The sequence below is a fragment of the Micromonospora sp. NPDC018662 genome (genome assembly GCF_044391475.1).
Lineage (GTDB): Bacteria > Actinomycetota > Actinomycetes > Mycobacteriales > Micromonosporaceae > Micromonospora.
Genome location: NZ_JBISAC010000004.1, coordinates 327,789 through 343,631 on the forward strand (window position 1 = coordinate 327,789; position 15,843 = coordinate 343,631).

The 15,843-nt window shown below is 72.2% G+C and carries 16 protein-coding genes; 5 read left to right on the top strand and 11 right to left on the bottom strand.

Annotated features, from left to right (window positions below; all coding sequences use genetic code 11):
• Positions 1-44: 44 nt before the first annotated feature.
• The 4 genes from glgB to ACH495_RS15040 all read right to left on the bottom strand — a co-directional run bounded on the left by glgB (position 45) and on the right by ACH495_RS15040 (position 4,914).
• A complete protein-coding gene (gene glgB / locus ACH495_RS15025; RefSeq protein WP_396858297.1) occupies positions 45-2,147 on the bottom strand; it encodes a 1,4-alpha-glucan branching protein GlgB in 2,103 nt (700 codons plus the stop codon).
• On the bottom strand, positions 2,135-4,231 hold the full coding sequence (locus tag ACH495_RS15030; RefSeq protein WP_396858298.1) for a maltotransferase domain-containing protein: 2,097 nt from the start codon (positions 4,229-4,231) through the stop codon (positions 2,135-2,137). The genes glgB and ACH495_RS15030 overlap by 13 nt, the downstream gene beginning before the upstream one ends.
• Positions 4,232-4,451: 220 nt before the next feature.
• Entirely contained in the window at positions 4,452-4,679 is a 228-nt protein-coding gene (locus ACH495_RS15035) for a winged helix-turn-helix domain-containing protein (protein ID WP_396858299.1), read from the bottom strand.
• Positions 4,680-4,686: 7 nt separating this feature from the next.
• Positions 4,687-4,914 carry a winged helix-turn-helix domain-containing protein gene (locus tag ACH495_RS15040; protein WP_396858300.1) on the bottom strand — a complete coding sequence of 76 codons (228 nt, stop codon included), beginning with the start codon at positions 4,912-4,914 and terminating at the stop codon, positions 4,687-4,689.
• Positions 4,915-5,085: 171 nt separating this feature from the next.
• Here ACH495_RS15040 and ACH495_RS15045 point away from each other — a divergent pair, with 171 nt between their 5' ends.
• Positions 5,086-5,244: a hypothetical protein gene (locus ACH495_RS15045; RefSeq protein WP_396858301.1), complete on the top strand. Its 159-nt coding sequence runs from the start codon at positions 5,086-5,088 to the stop codon at positions 5,242-5,244.
• 31 nt (positions 5,245-5,275) lie between these two features.
• Positions 5,276-6,370, top strand: a complete 1,095-nt coding sequence (locus ACH495_RS15050) for a helix-turn-helix domain-containing protein (protein ID WP_396858302.1) — start codon at positions 5,276-5,278, stop codon at positions 6,368-6,370.
• Here the strand turns inward: ACH495_RS15050 and ACH495_RS15055 are convergent.
• From ACH495_RS15055 to ACH495_RS15070, 4 genes are all read right to left on the bottom strand, one after another.
• On the bottom strand, positions 6,367-7,140 hold the full coding sequence (locus ACH495_RS15055) for a phosphotransferase family protein (protein WP_396858303.1): 774 nt from the start codon (positions 7,138-7,140) through the stop codon (positions 6,367-6,369). The genes ACH495_RS15050 and ACH495_RS15055 overlap by 4 nt on opposite strands.
• A gap of 147 nt (positions 7,141-7,287) precedes the next feature.
• Positions 7,288-8,013, bottom strand: a complete 726-nt coding sequence (locus ACH495_RS15060; RefSeq protein ID WP_396858304.1) for a class I SAM-dependent methyltransferase — start codon at positions 8,011-8,013, stop codon at positions 7,288-7,290.
• Positions 8,014-8,055: 42 nt separating this feature from the next.
• A complete protein-coding gene (locus ACH495_RS15065; RefSeq protein ID WP_396858305.1) occupies positions 8,056-8,418 on the bottom strand; it encodes a Uma2 family endonuclease in 363 nt (120 codons plus the stop codon).
• 109 nt (positions 8,419-8,527) lie between these two features.
• A complete protein-coding gene (locus ACH495_RS15070; protein WP_396858306.1) occupies positions 8,528-8,893 on the bottom strand; it encodes a winged helix-turn-helix transcriptional regulator in 366 nt (121 codons plus the stop codon).
• A 121-nt stretch (positions 8,894-9,014) separates the two neighbouring features.
• Here ACH495_RS15070 and ACH495_RS15075 point away from each other — a divergent pair, with 121 nt between their 5' ends.
• Positions 9,015-9,404 (top strand): VOC family protein, encoded by a 390-nt coding sequence (locus ACH495_RS15075; RefSeq protein ID WP_396858307.1) that lies wholly within the window; start codon positions 9,015-9,017, stop codon positions 9,402-9,404.
• 29 nt (positions 9,405-9,433) lie between these two features.
• Here ACH495_RS15075 and glgA read toward each other — a convergent pair whose 3' ends face one another.
• The gene (gene glgA / locus ACH495_RS15080) at positions 9,434-10,621 is read right to left on the bottom strand and encodes a glycogen synthase (RefSeq protein WP_396858572.1); all 1,188 of its coding nucleotides are present in this window, start codon (positions 10,619-10,621) and stop codon (positions 9,434-9,436) included.
• A 103-nt stretch (positions 10,622-10,724) separates the two neighbouring features.
• Here glgA and glgC point away from each other — a divergent pair, with 103 nt between their 5' ends.
• Positions 10,725-11,957 (top strand): glucose-1-phosphate adenylyltransferase, encoded by a 1,233-nt coding sequence (gene glgC, locus ACH495_RS15085; RefSeq protein ID WP_396858308.1) that lies wholly within the window; start codon positions 10,725-10,727, stop codon positions 11,955-11,957.
• Positions 11,958-11,990: 33 nt separating this feature from the next.
• Entirely contained in the window at positions 11,991-13,634 is a 1,644-nt protein-coding gene (pgm, locus tag ACH495_RS15090) for a phosphoglucomutase (alpha-D-glucose-1,6-bisphosphate-dependent) (protein ID WP_396858309.1), read from the top strand.
• 3 nt (positions 13,635-13,637) lie between these two features.
• Here the strand turns inward: pgm and ACH495_RS15095 are convergent, their stop codons facing one another.
• Both ACH495_RS15095 and wecB read right to left on the bottom strand, forming a co-directional pair.
• Positions 13,638-14,504, bottom strand: a complete 867-nt coding sequence (locus tag ACH495_RS15095) for an NAD(+)/NADH kinase (protein WP_396858573.1) — start codon at positions 14,502-14,504, stop codon at positions 13,638-13,640.
• Between the two features lie 123 nt (positions 14,505-14,627).
• Positions 14,628-15,710 (bottom strand): non-hydrolyzing UDP-N-acetylglucosamine 2-epimerase, encoded by a 1,083-nt coding sequence (gene wecB, locus ACH495_RS15100; protein ID WP_396858310.1) that lies wholly within the window; start codon positions 15,708-15,710, stop codon positions 14,628-14,630.
• Positions 15,711-15,843 lie beyond the last annotated feature (133 nt).

The window sequence follows — 15,843 nt, forward strand, 5'->3', positions numbered from 1 at the left end:
TCCGTGAATCAGCGCGCAAGAGGTGGGGGTGGGGTGGTGGGGGGTCAGTGCTGGCGGAGCCAGAGGACGCCCAGCGGGGGGACCTGGAGCGCTGCCGAGGCGGGGAGGCCGTGCCACGGGACGTTTTCCGCGTGCACCTCGCCCAGGTTGCCCACCCCCGACCCGCCGTAGTGGTGGGCGTCGGTGTTCAGCGCCTCGGTCCACGTGCCGCCGGCCGGCAGGCCGATCCGGTAGTCCGCCAACGGCGTCGCGGAGAAGTTCGCCACGCACACCAGCGTCCCGCCGTCCGGGGCGATCCGGATGAACGACACCGCGTTGTTGGCGACGTCGTCCCCGGCGATCCAGCGGAAGCCGGCCGGGTCGGTGTCCTGCGCCCAGAGCGCCGGCGTGGCCCGGTAGGCGCGGTTCAGGTCGGCGACCAGGCGCTGCACCCCGGCGCGCGCCGGGTCGTGGGTCAGGTACCAGTCGAGGCCGCGTTCCTCGCTCCACTCCCGGTCGTCGGCGAGTTCGCAGCCCATGAAGAGCAACTGCTTGCCGGGGTGCGCCCACATGTACGCCAGCAGCGCCCGCGTGGTCGCCAGCCGCTGCCAGGTGTCGCCGGGCATCTTGCCGGTCAGCGACCCCTTGCCGTGCACCACCTCGTCGTGGCTGATCGGCAGCACGTAGTTCTCGCTCCACGCGTACGCCAGGGAGAACGTGAGCTGATGGTGGTGGTGCTGCCGGTAGATCGGGTCCTTCGAGGTGTAGAGCAGCGTGTCGTGCATCCAGCCCATGTTCCACTTGAATCCGAAGCCGAGCCCGCCTTCGGAGGTCGGCCGGGTGACGCCCGGCCAGGCGGTGGACTCCTCGGCGATCATCAGCACGCCCGGGTGGTGCCGGTAGACCGTGGCGTTGACCTCCTGGAGCAACGCGATGGCCTCCAGGTTCTCCCGACCGCCGTGCACGTTCGGGGCCCACTGCCCCTCCTGGCGGGAGTAGTCGAGGTAGAGCATCGAGGCGACCGCGTCGACGCGCAGCCCGTCGACGTGGAACTCGTCGAGCCAGTAGAGCGCGTTGGCGACCAGGAAGTTGCGCACCTCGTTGCGCCCGAAGTCGAAGACGTACGTGCCCCAGTCGGGGTGCTCGCCGCGACGCGGGTCGGGGTGCTCGTAGAGCGGGGTGCCGTCGAAGCGGGCCAACGCCCACTCGTCCTTGGGGAAGTGCGCCGGCACCCAGTCGAGGATGACCCCGATGCCGGCGGCGTGCAGCCGGTCGACCAGGTGGCGGAAGTCGTCCGGGTCGCCGAACCGGGCGGTGGGCGCGTAGTAGCCGGTGACCTGGTAGCCCCACGAGCCGCCGAACGGGTGCTCCATCACCGGCAGCAGCTCCACGTGGGTGAAGCCCAGCTCGGTGACGTACGCGGTCAACTGCTCGGCCAGCTCGCGGTAGCCGAGGCCGGGTCGCCAGGAGCCCAGGTGCACCTCGTACACGCTCATCGGCTCCTGGTGCGGCTGCCGCGTCGCCCGGCGCTCCAGCCAGCCCGCGTCGTCCCACTCGTACCGGGAGTCGTGCACCACCGACGCGGTGGCCGGCGGCACCTCGGTGCGGACGGCCATCGGGTCGGCCTTGTCCCGCCACCGGCCGTCGGCGCCGAGGATGCGGTACTTGTAGCGGCTGCCGACCGGCACGCCGGGCACGAAGATCTCCCACACGCCGCTGGAGCCGAGCGACCGCATCGGCCAGCCGTCGTCCGGCCCCCAGCCGGTGGCGTCGCCGACCACCCGCACGCCGCGCGCGTTGGGCGCCCAGACCGTGAACGCCACGCCCTCGTCGAAGACCCGGGCGCCGAGCGCCGCCCAGAGCCGCTCGTGCCGGCCCTCGCCGATCAGGTGCAGGTCCAGGTCGCCGAGCGTGGGCGGGTAACGGTACGGGTCGTCGAGCGTCGCGCCGTCCACCTCCACCCGGTAGTCGAGCACCTCGCCGGGGAGCACCGCCTCGAAGACGCCGGCGTCGTGCACCCGCTTCATCGGGTGCCGGTCACCGTCGACGAGCAGCGTCACCTCGCCGGCGCCCCGGCGCAACGTGCGGATCGTGGTGCTCCCGTCGGCCGGGTGCGCGCCGAGCACGGCGTGCGGGTCGTACGCCTCGCCGGCGATCAGCTGGTCCATCGTGCGTCGTCCTTCTCGGCCGGTGCGGTCGGTGCGGTGCCGCCGGACAGCTCGGCGGGTACGTCTTCCACGGTCAGGTCCCGCGCGGCCGGGTGCTCCGGCTCGGCGGTGGCCGGTGGCGCCGGGCGGCGCACGGTGAGCACGTGCGCCGGTTGCAGGTAGGGATCCAGGCGCACCGCGTTGCGCTGCCCCCAGTCGTACTCCGCGCCGGTCAGCTCGTCGCGCACGGTGAACCGTTCGTGCCAGTCGAAGCCGAGCGCCGGCATGTCGAGCGTGGTGTTGCCCCACTGCACCGTGCGGGAGTCGAACGAGCACACCACGATCACCGTGTTGCCGGTCGCCGGGTCGTGCTTCGACCAGCACAGCAGCGCGGGATTGTCGATGTCGTGGAAGCGCAGGTTGCGGAGCTGGTGCAGGGCCGGGTTGTCGCGGCGGACCCGGTTGAGCGTGGTGATGAACGGCGCCAGCGACCGCCCGCGCGCCAGCGCGCCGTCCCAGTCGCGGGGCCGCAGCTCGTACTTCTCGTTGTCCAGGTATTCCTCGGCGCCGGGGCGGGCGACGTGCTCGAACAGCTCGAAGCCAGCGTACATGCCCCAGGACGGGCTCAGCAGCGCGGCCAGCACCGCCCGGATCTTGAACATCGGCGGCCCGCCGTGCTGCAACGACTCGTGCAGGATGTCGGGCGTGTTGGGCCAGAAGTTCGGCCGCATCCAGTCGGCCGAGGCGACCAGCTCCTCGCAGTACTCCCGCATCTCGGCCGCCGTCGTGCGCCAGGTGAAATAGGTGTACGACTGGGTGAAGCCGATCTTGCCCAGCCCGTGCATGATCGCCGGGCGGGTGAACGCCTCGGCCAGGAACAGCACGTCCGGGTCGACGCGCTTGACCTCGGCGATCAGCCAGTGCCAGAAGTCGAACGGCTTGGTGTGCGGGTTGTCGACCCGGAAGATCTTCACGCCCTCGCCGACCCAGTGCCGGACCACCCGCAGCACCTCGGCCCGGATGCCCTCCGGGTCGTTGTCGAAGTTCACCGGGTAGATGTCCTGGTACTTCTTCGGCGGGTTCTCCGCGTACGCGATGCTGCCGTCGGCGCGGGTGGTGAACCACTCCGGGTGCTCGGTGACCCACGGGTGGTCCGGCGCGCACTGCAACGCCAGGTCCATCGCCACCTCCAGGCCCTGCTCGGCGGCGGCGGCGACGAAGTCGCGGAAGTCCTCCGGCGTACCCAGGTCGGGGTGGATGGCGTCGTGGCCGCCCTCGGCCGCGCCGATCGCCCACGGCGAGCCCACGTCGTCCGGCCCGGCGGTCAACGCGTTGTTGCGGCCCTTGCGGTTGACCCGGCCGATCGGGTGGATCGGCGGCAGGTAGAGCACGTCGAAGCCCATCGCGGCAACGCCGGGCAGCCGGTCGAGCGCGGTGACGAACGTGCCGGAGCGGGCCGGCGCGTCCACGGTGGCCGGGATCGCGCCCTCGGAGCGGGGGAAGAACTCGTACCAGGCGGAGAACAACGCGCGCGGCCGGTCCACCCACAGCGTGCGCTCGTCGCCGGTGGTGACCAGCTCGCGGACCGGGTACGCCCAGAGCAGCGGGGCCAGGTCCAGCGCCGGGCTCACCCGCCGGCCAAGATCCTCGTTGTCGTCGCGCAACGCCTTCGCGGCTGTCCGCACGCGCTTCCGGTCGGCCTTCGGCACCAGGTCGAGCGCGGCGGTCAGCACGCGCGTGCCCTCGGCCAGGTCGTTTGCGAGCTCGGCCGCGCCCTGGCCGGCGGCGAGCTTCTTGGTCACCGCGTTCTGCCAGGTCAGGTAGGGATCCTGGAACGCCTCGACGGCGAACCGCCACTCGCCGACCGCGTCCGGGCAGATGGTGGCGTGCCAGCGGTCCTGCCCCGGCTCGCCGGGACGCATCCGGGTGAACGGGCGGGCCGCGCCGTCGGGGCCGAGCCAGACCACGTTGCAGCCGAGCGCGTCGTGGCCCTCGCGGTAGGCGCGTGCCGACACCGGTACGACCTCGCCGACCACCGCCTTGGCCGGGTAGCGACCGCAGGCGACGACGGGGGAGACGTCTTCGATCGGGAACCGTCCAGTCACCCGCTCAACCTACTGCGCGAGATCGTCTCGCGCTCGGCAGCGCCCCCGATGCCCTCCTCGGTGCCCTCCATCGCGGCGGGTGGAACGCCATGGGTGTCAAACGGGCGTTGAGACACCCATGCCGTTCCACCGAGTCGAGCAGACGGCGGCGGATGGAACGCTATGGGTGTCAAACGGGCGTCGAGACACCCATGCCGTTCCACCCGCCGAGCGGGGCGGCTCAGGCGGGTGGGTTCGGGGCCACGAACGAGCCCTTGCCCTGGTGGGTGATGATCCAGCCCCGCTCGTCCAGGATGCGCAAGGCGAGTCTGATGGGCGTGGCGCTCGCGCGATACTGCTCGCAGAGCTCCGCGATGGAGGGCAGCTTGTCCCCGGGCTGCAACGTACCCGCCTGGATCGACGCGATGACGTCGGTAATGACCTGCTCGTACAGCGGTTGTCTGGGCATGGCCAGCTCAGGCGGGTGGGTTCGGGGCCACGAACGAGCCCTTGCCCTGGTGGGTGATGATCCAGCCCCGCTCGTCCAGGATGCGCAGGGCGTATCGGACCGGCCAGGCGCTTGACTGGTACTGCTCACGCAGTTCGGCGATGGACGGCAACTTGTCGCCGGGATGCAGGGTGCCCGCACGGATCGAGGCCGTGACGTCGGCGATGATCTGCTCGTACAGCGGTACCTGCGGCATCGGGGCGCCACCTCTCGTCAGCGATCCGATCTTCGCACTCGGAGTGACACGCCGTGCATGCTCTGTTGACTGTGCAGGCTATGCCTTCTAAGTTGGAGTGGTCGGGGTGCTCTCGTCAGCAACGGAACTTCCCGATTCGTCAGTTCCCGGTGGACCGTTCAGGAGGCGTGGATGCGTGAGCGACCGCACGAGGGGCGGGTGCCGGACGGTGACCGGGTGCTCGGTCCACCTCCACCCGAACGCGCGGCGCTGACCCGGCGGCAGTACGCCTACGGCGGGACCGTCGCGTTGCTCGTACTCGCTCTGCTCCTGCTGGGGTTGGTCCGGTGAGCGGGACGGGCCGGCGGTGAACGAGCTGCCGGTGGGTCGCCGTGTCGCCCAGTGGCGGGTGCGCCGCAACCTGACGCAGCAGCAGTTCGCCGACCGTCTCGGCAAGTCGAAGAGCTGGGTGGACAAGGTGGAACGCGGGGTACGCCGGCTGGAACGGGTGTCCAACCTCCGCGAGATCGCCGACGCGCTCCGGATCGACCTGGACGTTCTGCTCGTCGAGTCGTCGGGCCGGCCGGCCCCGGCCATCGTCGACGTGGAGCGCCTGCGTGCCGCACTCGCCCGCTACCACCTCCCGACCGTCACCCCACCGCCCGACCCGGCGCGGCTGCGGGCCCGGCTGGAACACGCGGAGCAGAGCTACCGGCACGCCCGCTACCCGGCGCTGCTCGAGCTGTTGCCCGACCTGGTGGACGACGCTCGCGCCGTTCCCGCCGGCCCGACGGCCGACGCGCTGCTGGTCCCGGCATACGGGCTGGTCGCCCTGGCCCTGGTGAAGCTCGGCCGGGCGGAGTTGGCCTGGCTGGCCGCCGACCGGGCGATCGCCGTCGCCCGGTCCGCCGCCGACGTGCGGCTCGTCGCCGTCGCCACCGTCCCACTGGCCCAGGCCCTGCGGGCGGCCGGCCGGCGACGGTCCGCGCTGGACGCCGCGCTCGTCGCCGCCCGCCGCGCCGACGACCCCTGCCTCCGCGGCGCGCTGCTGTCGCAGGCCGCACTCGCCGCCGCCGCTCAGGGGAACGGGACCGCCGCCCGCGAACTGCTCGGCCGCGCGGCGCGAGCCGGCGACGAGAAAGGCGACCGCGCGGCGGTCGAGGCCGCGCGGGTGGTCGCCGAGGCGACGCTCGGCGAGGTCACGGCGGCGACGGTACGACACGAGCGGCTGACCGCCGGCGACGAGTGGCGGTGGCTGCCGGCCGAGCACCGGGCCGCGTACCTGCTCGACGTGGCCCGGCTGCACGCCTCGGTGGGCGACGGGCTCCGCGCCGGTCGGGCGCTGCTGGAGGCCGAGCGCACCGCGCGCGGCGAGGTCCACGACCGGCCGGCCGCGCGGGACCTGATCGCCGTGGTGGCGCGGTCGCCGGCCGCCCCGCCCGGCCTGCCCCGTCTCGCCGCCGGCCGGCACGTCTAGGGTTCCCGCATCCGTGCGCGGAGCACGTCGAACTCGCACCCCGGCGCGTCCGGATCGAAGCCGTGCTCGATCAGCCAGGGCGACGCCACCAGGCTGCGCAGCGACCACCAGGCGCGGATCACCTCCCGGTCCGCGTCGGGGCCGTAGCCCGCGAGCAGGTCGTCCAGGCGTTCCTCGTGCCCGAGCGTCAGGATGGCGAGGTCGTACATGGCGTCGCCGGGAGCGGCCTCGGACCAGTCGATGACGCCGGTGACCTCGTCGCCGTCGACGAACACGTGGGTGATCTGCAGGTCACCGTGGATGAACGCCGGTGTCCACGGGCGGAGCGCGGCCCCGGCGATCTCCCGGTTGCGCCGGATCACCTCGGCGGGCAGGGCGGCGTTGGCGAGCAGCCACGCGCACTCGCGGTCGAGTTCGGCCGCCACGTCGTCGAGCCGGCGCCCCGGCCACGGCGGCAACGGCGCGTCGTGCAGCCGCCGGACGGCGGCGCCCGCGGCGGCCCACGCCGCCGGCGACGCGGCCGACGGTTCGCCGAGGAGGCCGAGCGCCGTGCCGGGCACGGCGGCGATCGCGAGGACGGGCGGTTCGTGCCAGCGGACCGCCGGGGTCGGTATCGGCGCCAGGGCCATCGCCCGCACCTCGATGTCGGCGTGCGTCGGGTCGCCGTCGACCTTCAGGAACACGTCGCCGACGCGCAGCGTCGCACGCTGGCGGTGGGCGACGACGACTTCGACGTCCTGCGTGCCGGCCGGCCGGGCGGGATCTGCCATGTCGACCATCCTGGCGGGGACGGTCGTCGATGTCGCCGGAGTTTGCCGGGCGGGACGCGCCCGCCGGTCGGTGACACCGTCACGGCGCACCGCGGCCACCTGCTCGCCTCGTCATGCTGGACCAGCGCCGGCTTCGGCGTCCGGGGCCTACATCGACCGTTGGGCGACGAACACGAACTCCCGGCCGGGGCGGTCGGGCGCCTGCCGCACGTCGAGGATCCGGTAGCCGTTGGTGGCCAGGCTCGACTCGACCTCGTCGCGGTCGCGGAACCGCAGCGTCGAGTCCGAGGTGAGGACCGCGCCGTCGGCGAGGAACCGGTACGTGTGCCGGAACGAGACCAGCGGCAGGTCGACGCCGGTGACGTGGAGGTGCTGCTCCACCGGCCCGACGCCCGGCACGTCCCGGGTGACCGGAGCCGTGGTGGCCCACTCCTCCCAGGCGCGCCGCTCGGGCCGCCGGGTCTCGAGGACGAGGTGCCCGTGCGGGCGGAGCGCGGCATGGATGCCCTGGAGCGTGCGGGCCCAGTCGGTGTCGGTCAGGAAGACCTGCGCCACGTTCCCGGTCATCGTGGCCAGGTCGACGTCGAGCACCGGCAGTGTCGTGGCGTCGCCGTGCAGCCAGCGGACCCGGTCCGCCCCGTCCTTGGCGCGGGCGACGTCGAGGGACGCCTCGGCCGGGTCGACGCCGACCACCGCATGCCCGTGCCGGGCGAGCAGCACCGCCAGGGACCCGGTCCCGCAGCCCACGTCGAGCACTGTGCGCGCGCCCAGTTCACCGGCGATCGCCAGGTAGGCGGCCAGGTCGCCGCGGTCGTCGTCGAAGGCGTCGTAGACCGCCGCGAGACGCGGGTGGGCGAAGATCGCGTCGGGCATCCGGCGACCGTACCCCGGTGCCGCGCCTCGGCGACGGAGTTCTCAGCCGAGGTCGTACTCGGCCGGGCCGGTGTTGAGCACCCAGGCGAGCGGCATGGTCGCTCGCACCTCGTAGCGCTCGCCCGCCAGGCGATGCATCGCGACCGTCTGTGCCGGATCCTGCTCCACGATCCAGTACTGCGGGATGCCGGCGGCGGCGAACTCGCTCCGCTTGGTCACCGTGTCGGTGCCCTCGGAACCGGGCGAGACGATCTCGACGACGAGAAGGACGTCGGCCGTCGGCAGCCACACACCGTCGGCCTGAGCCTTGCTCCAGACCACCAGATCGGGGATGCGTCCGCCGACCCCGCCGCGCCGGCCCGGGATACGCAGCCCGACCGCCTGGGCGATGTGGTCCGCCGACATCGTACCGGCCCCGACGCGCTCGCCGGCCGGTCGACACCGGTTAGGAAGGGCCCCGCCTCTACCGAATGCGTTAACCGGGGGCCCCTCCTTTCGAGCGCCTGGCGGGCGCTCAGGCTCGATCGAACCGTCGGCGCGCGGCCAACACCTCGTCCAGGTGGCGGCGGCTCCACTGACAGAAGCCGTTGATCGTGTCGTGCATGTCCCGCCCGGCGGTGGTCAGCCGGTACTCGGTCCGGGGCGGCAGGGTCGGGTGAGCCGTCCGGTGGACCAGACCCTGCCGTTCCAACTGGCGCAGCGTCACGGTGAGCAACCGGTGGCTGATGCCTGCTACCTGTCGGTGCAACTCGCCGAAGCGGGGCGAGTCCACGCCGATGGCCTCGATCACCGGCAGCGCCCACTTGGTGCCCACGACGTCGAACACCTCCCGGGCGACCGCCTGCACCCGCGCCACATCGGTCGCCGTCGGCGTACCCACGACCTCATCCACTCGGTGTAACCCGCTCACGTGTGCCGCCTCTTACCAAAAAGTGCGTACTTTCCCTGGTCGGAACCATTGTCCTACGGTCTGGTCGGGAACCTTGACGAGAGGGAGAAGCGTGACCGTACTCAAGACGTACGCCCGGCTGTGGGTGGACGACCTGGACACCTCGCTGCCGTTGCTGCGGACGCTGGTCGGCGCGGAACCGGATCTGCGGTTCGGGTTCGGCGCGATCGAGCTGGCCGCGATCGGTGACTTCCTGGTCATCGCCGGCCCCGCCACGCAGCGGGCCACCTACGCGCATGCCTCGGCCACCGTGATCGTCGACAGCCTGGACACGATCGTTGAGGAACTGGACGCCACCGGCGGCGAGGTCACCACGCCGGAGGCGACCAGCCCGACCGGTCGTTACCTCTACGCCCGGCACGCGGGCGGCGCCGAGATCGAGTACGTCGAATGGGTGCCTGAACTGGTCGACCGGATCATCACGCGGGTCCCGCCGCGCTGATCCTCGACCGGCTGCGCGGAGCCCGCGCCTCAGCGCGCGCGGACCGAGCGGTACACGTCGAGGGTCTGCCGGGCGATGCTGTCCCAGGAGAAGTGCTCCACCGCGCGCCGCCGGCCGGCCAGGCCGAACCGCTCGGTGCGCGCCGGGTCGGCGAGCAACGCGTTGATCGCCGCCGCCAGGTCGGCCACGAACGTCTCCGGGGCCAGCGGCGTGCCGGAGCCGTCGGTGGCCTGCTCGATCGGCACCAGCAGCCCCGTCTCGCCGTCGGCGACGACCTCGGGGATGCCGCCGGTCGCGGTCGCCACCACTGCCGTCTCGCAGGCCATCGCCTCCAGGTTGACGATGCCCATCGGCTCGTAGACGGACGGGCAGACGAAGACCGTCGCGTGCGTGAGCACCTGGATCACCTCGGGCTTGGGCAGCATCTCGGCCACCCAGACCACGCCCGAGCGCTTGGCCCGCAGCTCGGCGACCAGATCCTCGACCTCGGCGGCGATCTCCGCCGTGTCCGGCGCGCCGGCGAGCAACACGAGCTGCGTGTCCGCCGGCAGCTCCCGGGCGGCGCGCAGCAGGTACGGCAGGCCCTTCTGCCGGGTGATCCTGCCCACGTACACCACGCTGGGCAGCGCCGGGTCGATGCCGAGCCGGTCGAGCACGTCGGTGCCGGAGTCCGGGGCGTACTGGACGGTGTCGATGCCGTTGTAGACCACCTGGACCTTCGACGGGTCGACCTGCGGGTACGCGGTGAGCACGTCGGCGCGCATGCCCCCGCTGACCGCGATCACCGCGTCGGCGGCCTCCATCGCGGTGCGCTCGATCCAGGAGGAGAGCGCGTACCCGCCGCCGAGCTGCTCGGCCTTCCACGGGCGCAGCGGCTCCAGGCTGTGCGCGCTCACCACGTGCGGCACCCCGTGCAGCAGCTTCGCGGTGTGCCCGGCGAGGTTGGCGTACCAGGTGTGGCTGTGCACCAGGTCGGTGCCGGCGGTGCCGGCGGCCATCTCCAGGTCGACGCCCATGACGCGCAGCGCGGCGTTCGCGCCGGCCAGCCCGGCCGGCTCGGCGTACGCGGTGACGCCCGGCTCGTCGCGCGGCGCGCCGAAACAGTGCACCCGCACGTCGGCGAGGCGGCGCAGCTCGCGGGCCAGGTATTCCACGTGCACCCCGGCCCCGCCGTAGACCTCCGGCGGGTATTCACGGGTGAGCAGGTCGACGCGCATCGGTGCCATGCCCGCACCCTAGTGCAGTGCGCCGGATCGCACCGGGTACGCAAGTGTGGCCGTCCGAGTGGTGAAGTCGCGTCCGGGTGGATAGCGTCTGACCATGGCTGCCAAGGTGCTCGCGATCGTCCTGGCCGGCGGGGAGGGCAAGCGCCTGATGCCCCTGACCACCGACCGGGCGAAGCCGGCCGTCCCCTTCGGCGGGATGTACCGCATGGTCGACTTCGTCCTCTCCAACCTGGCGAACGCCGGCTTTCTCAAGATCGTCGTGCTGACCCAGTACAAGTCCCACTCCCTGGACCGCCACATCACCAAGACGTGGCGGATGTCGACGCTGCTCGGCAACTACGTCACGCCGGTGCCGGCGCAGCAGCGTCGCGGCCCGTGGTGGTTCGCCGGCTCGGCCGACGCGATCTACCAGAGCTTCAACCTGATCAACGACGAGCAACCCGACCACGTGATCGTCTTCGGCGCCGACCACATCTACCGGATGGACCCCCGGCAGATGGTGGAGGACCACATCGCCTCCGGCGCCGGGGTGACAGTGGCCGGCATCCGCCAGCCGCTGAGCATGGCCGACCAGTTCGGCGTGATCGAGGTCGGCGAGGACGGCAAGCGGATCCGGGCGTTCCGGGAGAAGCCCACCGACGCGGTGGGCCTGCCCGACGCCCCCGACCAGATCTACGCCTCGATGGGCAACTACGTCTTCTCCACCCGGGCGCTCTGCGAGGCGGTCGAGCGCGACGCGGAGGACAAGACCAGCAAGCACGACATGGGCGGCAGCATCATCCCGATGCTGGTCGAGCGCGGCGAGGCCAACGTCTACGACTTCAAGGACAACGAGGTGCCCGGCAGCACCGACCGGGACCGCGGCTACTGGCGCGACGTGGGGACGCTCGACTCGTTCTACGACGCGCACATGGATCTGATCAACGTGCACCCGGTGTTCAACCTCTACAACTTCGACTGGCCGATCTACACGGACCAGCCGCCGTACCCGCCGGCCAAGTTCGTCCACCAGTGGGGCGAGCGGGTCGGCCGGGCGGTCGGCTCGATGGTCTCGCCCGGGGCGGTGATCTCCGGATCGCTGGTGGAGAACTCGGTCGTCTCGCCAAAGGTGAAGGTGCACTCCTGGGCGCACGTCGACGGCGCCGTGCTGATGGAGGGCGTCGAGATCGGCCGGCACGCGGTCGTCCGCCGCGCGATCCTGGACAAGAACGTCTACGTTCCGGAGGGCGCCGAGATCGGCGTCGACCTCGAGAAGGACCGCCAGCGTTACACCGTCTCCGACAACGGCGTCGTCGTCATCGGCAAGGGTCAGCGCGTCGAGCCCTGACCGGCCCCACCCATCTTCGAGGAGGATCCCGCAGTGGCCCACCCCCGTGCCGGGCAGCCCGCCGAGCCCGCCGACCTGGTCGACGTGCCGCGGCTGGTCACCGCCTACTACGCCGAGCACCCGGACCCGAGCGACCCGGCGCAGCAGGTCTCCTTCGGCACCTCCGGGCACCGCGGGTCGAGCCTGCGCAACGCGTTCAACTCCGACCACATCCTCGCCGTGACCCAGGCGCTCTGCGACTACCGGCGGGAGCACGGCGTGGACGGGCCGCTGTTCCTGGCCCGGGACACCCACGCGCTCTCCGCGCCGGCCGAGGCCGACGCGCTGGAGGTGCTGGCCGCCAACGACGTCACCGTGCTGCGCGACAGCCGGGACGGCTACACCCCGACCCCGGCGGCGTCGCACGCCATCCTCACCCACAACCGGGGCCGCACCAGCGGGCTCGCCGACGGCATCGTGATCACCCCGTCGCACAACCCGCCGTCCGACGGCGGGTTCAAGTACAACCCCACCAACGGCGGGCCCGCCGACACCGACGTCACGAGGTGGATCCAGGACCGCGCGAACGCCATCCTCGCCGCCGGGCTCAAGGAGGTGAAGCGCGTCCCGTACGCGCGGGCCCGCGCCGCCGACACCACCGGGGAGTACGACTTCCTCGCCCGGTACGTCGACGACCTGCCCGCCGTGCTGGACATCGACGCGATCCGGGACGCCGGGGTGCGCATCGGGGCCGACCCGATGGGCGGGGCGAGCGTCGCGTACTGGGGGGAGATCGCCGAGCGGCACCGCCTCGACCTCACCGTGATCAACCCGGAGGTGGACCCGACCTGGCGGTTCATGACGCTCGACGGCGACGGCAAGATCCGGATGGATTGCTCCTCGCCGAACGCGATGGCCTCGCTGATCGCCGCCCGCGACCGGTTCGCGGTCTCCACCGGCAACGACGCCGACGCCGACCGCCACGGCATCGTCACGCCGGACGGCGGGCTGATGAACCCCAACCACTACCTGGCGGTGGCGATCGGCCACCTGTTCCGTACCCGCGAGCAGTGGGGCCCGGCCGCGGCGGTGGGCAAGACGCTGGTCTCCTCCTCGATGATCGACCGGGTCGCGGCCGACCTGGGCCGGCCGCTGCTGGAGGTGCCGGTCGGCTTCAAGTGGTTCGTGCCCGGCCTGCTCGACGGCGCGGTCGGCTTCGGCGGCGAGGAGAGCGCCGGCGCGTCCTTCCTGCGCCGCGACGGCAGCACCTGGACCACCGACAAGGACGGCATCCTGCTCTGCCTGCTGGCCGCCGAGATCATCGCGGTGACCGGGCGGACGCCCAGCGAGCACTGGGCCGAGCTGGCCGAGCGCTTCGGCGCGCCCGCGTACGCCCGGATCGACGCCCCCGCCAGCCGCGAGCAGAAGGCGGTCCTCGGCAAGCTCTCGCCGGAGCAGGTGACCGCTACCGAGCTGGCCGGCGAGCCGATCACCGCGACGCTCACCAGCGCCCCGGGCAACGGCGCGCCGATCGGCGGCCTGAAGGTGACCACCGAGTCGGGCTGGTTCGCGGCCCGGCCGTCGGGCACCGAGGACGTCTACAAGATCTATGCCGAGTCGTTCCAGGGGCCGGAGCACCTGGCCCGCATCCAGGACGAGGCGAAGTCGCTGGTCGACGGCGTGCTCGCCACGGCCTGACGGTCAGCGGTACGGGGGCAGCTCACGGCGGTTGAGCTGCTCCCGCAGCCCGTCCGGCAGCAGCTCGCGGAGCTGGTCGGGCAGCAGCGGCAGGTCCAGCAGGCTCAGCTTGAGCTGGTTGCGCTCCTGGTGGCGGCGCGGGTCGAGGCGGACCACCCGGCCGGCGTCGCGGACGTACCGCACGTGCACCGACCCCTCGGTCGCCGCCTGCCGGATCAGCAGCCCGTCCATCTCCACCGCCACCGGCGCCGAGTCCGGGCGCAGCTCCAGGTGGACGCTCTCGTGCGGGGAGAGCAGCACCGAGCGGGAGATCCCGGCCATCGGCGCCGAGGGCGTCACCACCAGCGCCTCCGTCGCCGGGGAGACCAACGGCCCGCCGGCGGCGTAGCTGTACGCGGTCGAGCCGGTCGGCGTGCTCACCACCAGCGCGTCGCACCGGTAGTAGCCGTAGCGCTGGCCGTCCACCGCGAGCGTGGCGGTGACGAAGCCGGCACCCGGCTGCCGGACCAGCGCGATGTCGTTGAACGCCACCACGTCGTCACCGCACACGTCACAGGCCAGGCAGGCGTGCGACTCGATGGTGAAGTCGTGCGCCACCAGCCGTTCCAGCGCCCGGGGCAGCTCCGGTGGCTGCACCTCGACCAGGAAGCCGACCCGGCCCAGGTTGACCCCGAGCACCGGCTTCGGAGCCCGGACCGCCAGCCGCAGCGCGCCGAGCATGGTGCCGTCCCCGCCGATGCTGATCAGCGCGTCGCAGTGCGCGGCCAGCTCGTCGGCGGCCACCGCCTCCACCGACGGTGGCACGCGGTGCCGGTCCTCGGCGCGGACGGCCAGCGTCTTGCCGTGCCGGGCGGCCCAGCCCGCGATCATCTCCACCACCTCGGAGACGTCCCGGGTGGGGTGCAGCACCAAGCCGAACACGTAGCCCGCCACCGGTACAGCTCATCACATCCGCCGGCGGGCCGTGGCGGCACGGGGCGGAGATCGGGTGGGCTACCCGAGGTGGCTGGCCAGGACGTCGGCGATCCGCTGGCCGGCGTGACCATCCCAGAGCGGGGGAGTACGCCACGTGGGTGGCCGGTCCCGGGCGATCGTCTCCGCCACCACCTCGGTCAGGTTGCTCCGGGTGACGAGGCGATTGGTGCCGTGCGTGACGGTGATCGGGCGTTCGGTGTTCGGCCGGAGGGTCAGGCAGGGCACCCCGAGCATCGTCGTCTCCTCCTGGACGCCTCCGGAGTCGGTGACGACGGCCGCGGCGCCGCGCACCAGGCTGACGAATTCGAGGTAGCCCAGCGGCTCGACGACGCGGAGCGCGCGGTGGGTGAGCAGTCCCGCGTCCTCCAGGTGGCGCCGGCCCCGGGGGTGCAACGGCATCACGACGGGGATCTGGTCGGCCACGGTGTGCAGCACCTTCACCAGGTCCACCGCGTCGGCGGCGTCGTCCACGTTCCCGGGGCGGTGCAGCGTGGCCACGAGGTAACGCTCCGGCAGGGCGAGCGCGGCCCGGACGGCGGCGTTGTCGAAACGGTCGAGATTGGCGAGCAACGTGTCGATCATCGGGTTGCCGACCAGGTGGACCTTGTCCGCCGGGATCCCCTCGTTCCCCAGGTGCACGGCGGCGTCGGGGCTGGTGGCGAAGAGCAGGTCGGCGACGTGGTCGACGACGATGCGGTTGATCTCCTCCGGCATGGCACGGTCGAAGCTGCGCAGACCGGCTTCCACGTGTGCCACGGGGATGCTCAGTTTCGCCGCCACGAGCGCGGCGGCCAGAGCGGAGTTCACGTCACCGTAGACGACCGTCAGGGCCGGGCGTTCCACGCTCACCAACCGGTCGAGGCCGGCCATGACCGCGGCTGTCTGGCTCGCGTGACTGCCGGATCCGACGCCGAGGTTGACGTCGGGCTCGGGCAGGTGCAGTTGACGGAAGAAGACCTCCGACATCCGCTCGTCGTAGTGCTGTCCGGTGTGGACGAGTCGCTGGCGGATGCCGCGTTGGTCGAGGGCCCGGATCACCGGGGCTGCCTTGGGGAAGTTGGGGCGTGCGCCGGCGACGTGCAGGACGGTGGGTGCGGACATGGCGATCCTCGGAGATTCGGGTACGAGCGAGGCGCGCCAATAGTACTAGATATGCCATTAATTGCTCTCGACGCCGATAACATCCGTACTGACCGAATCGATGTGATGCGCGCTTGTCGACAGATTGGCGGAC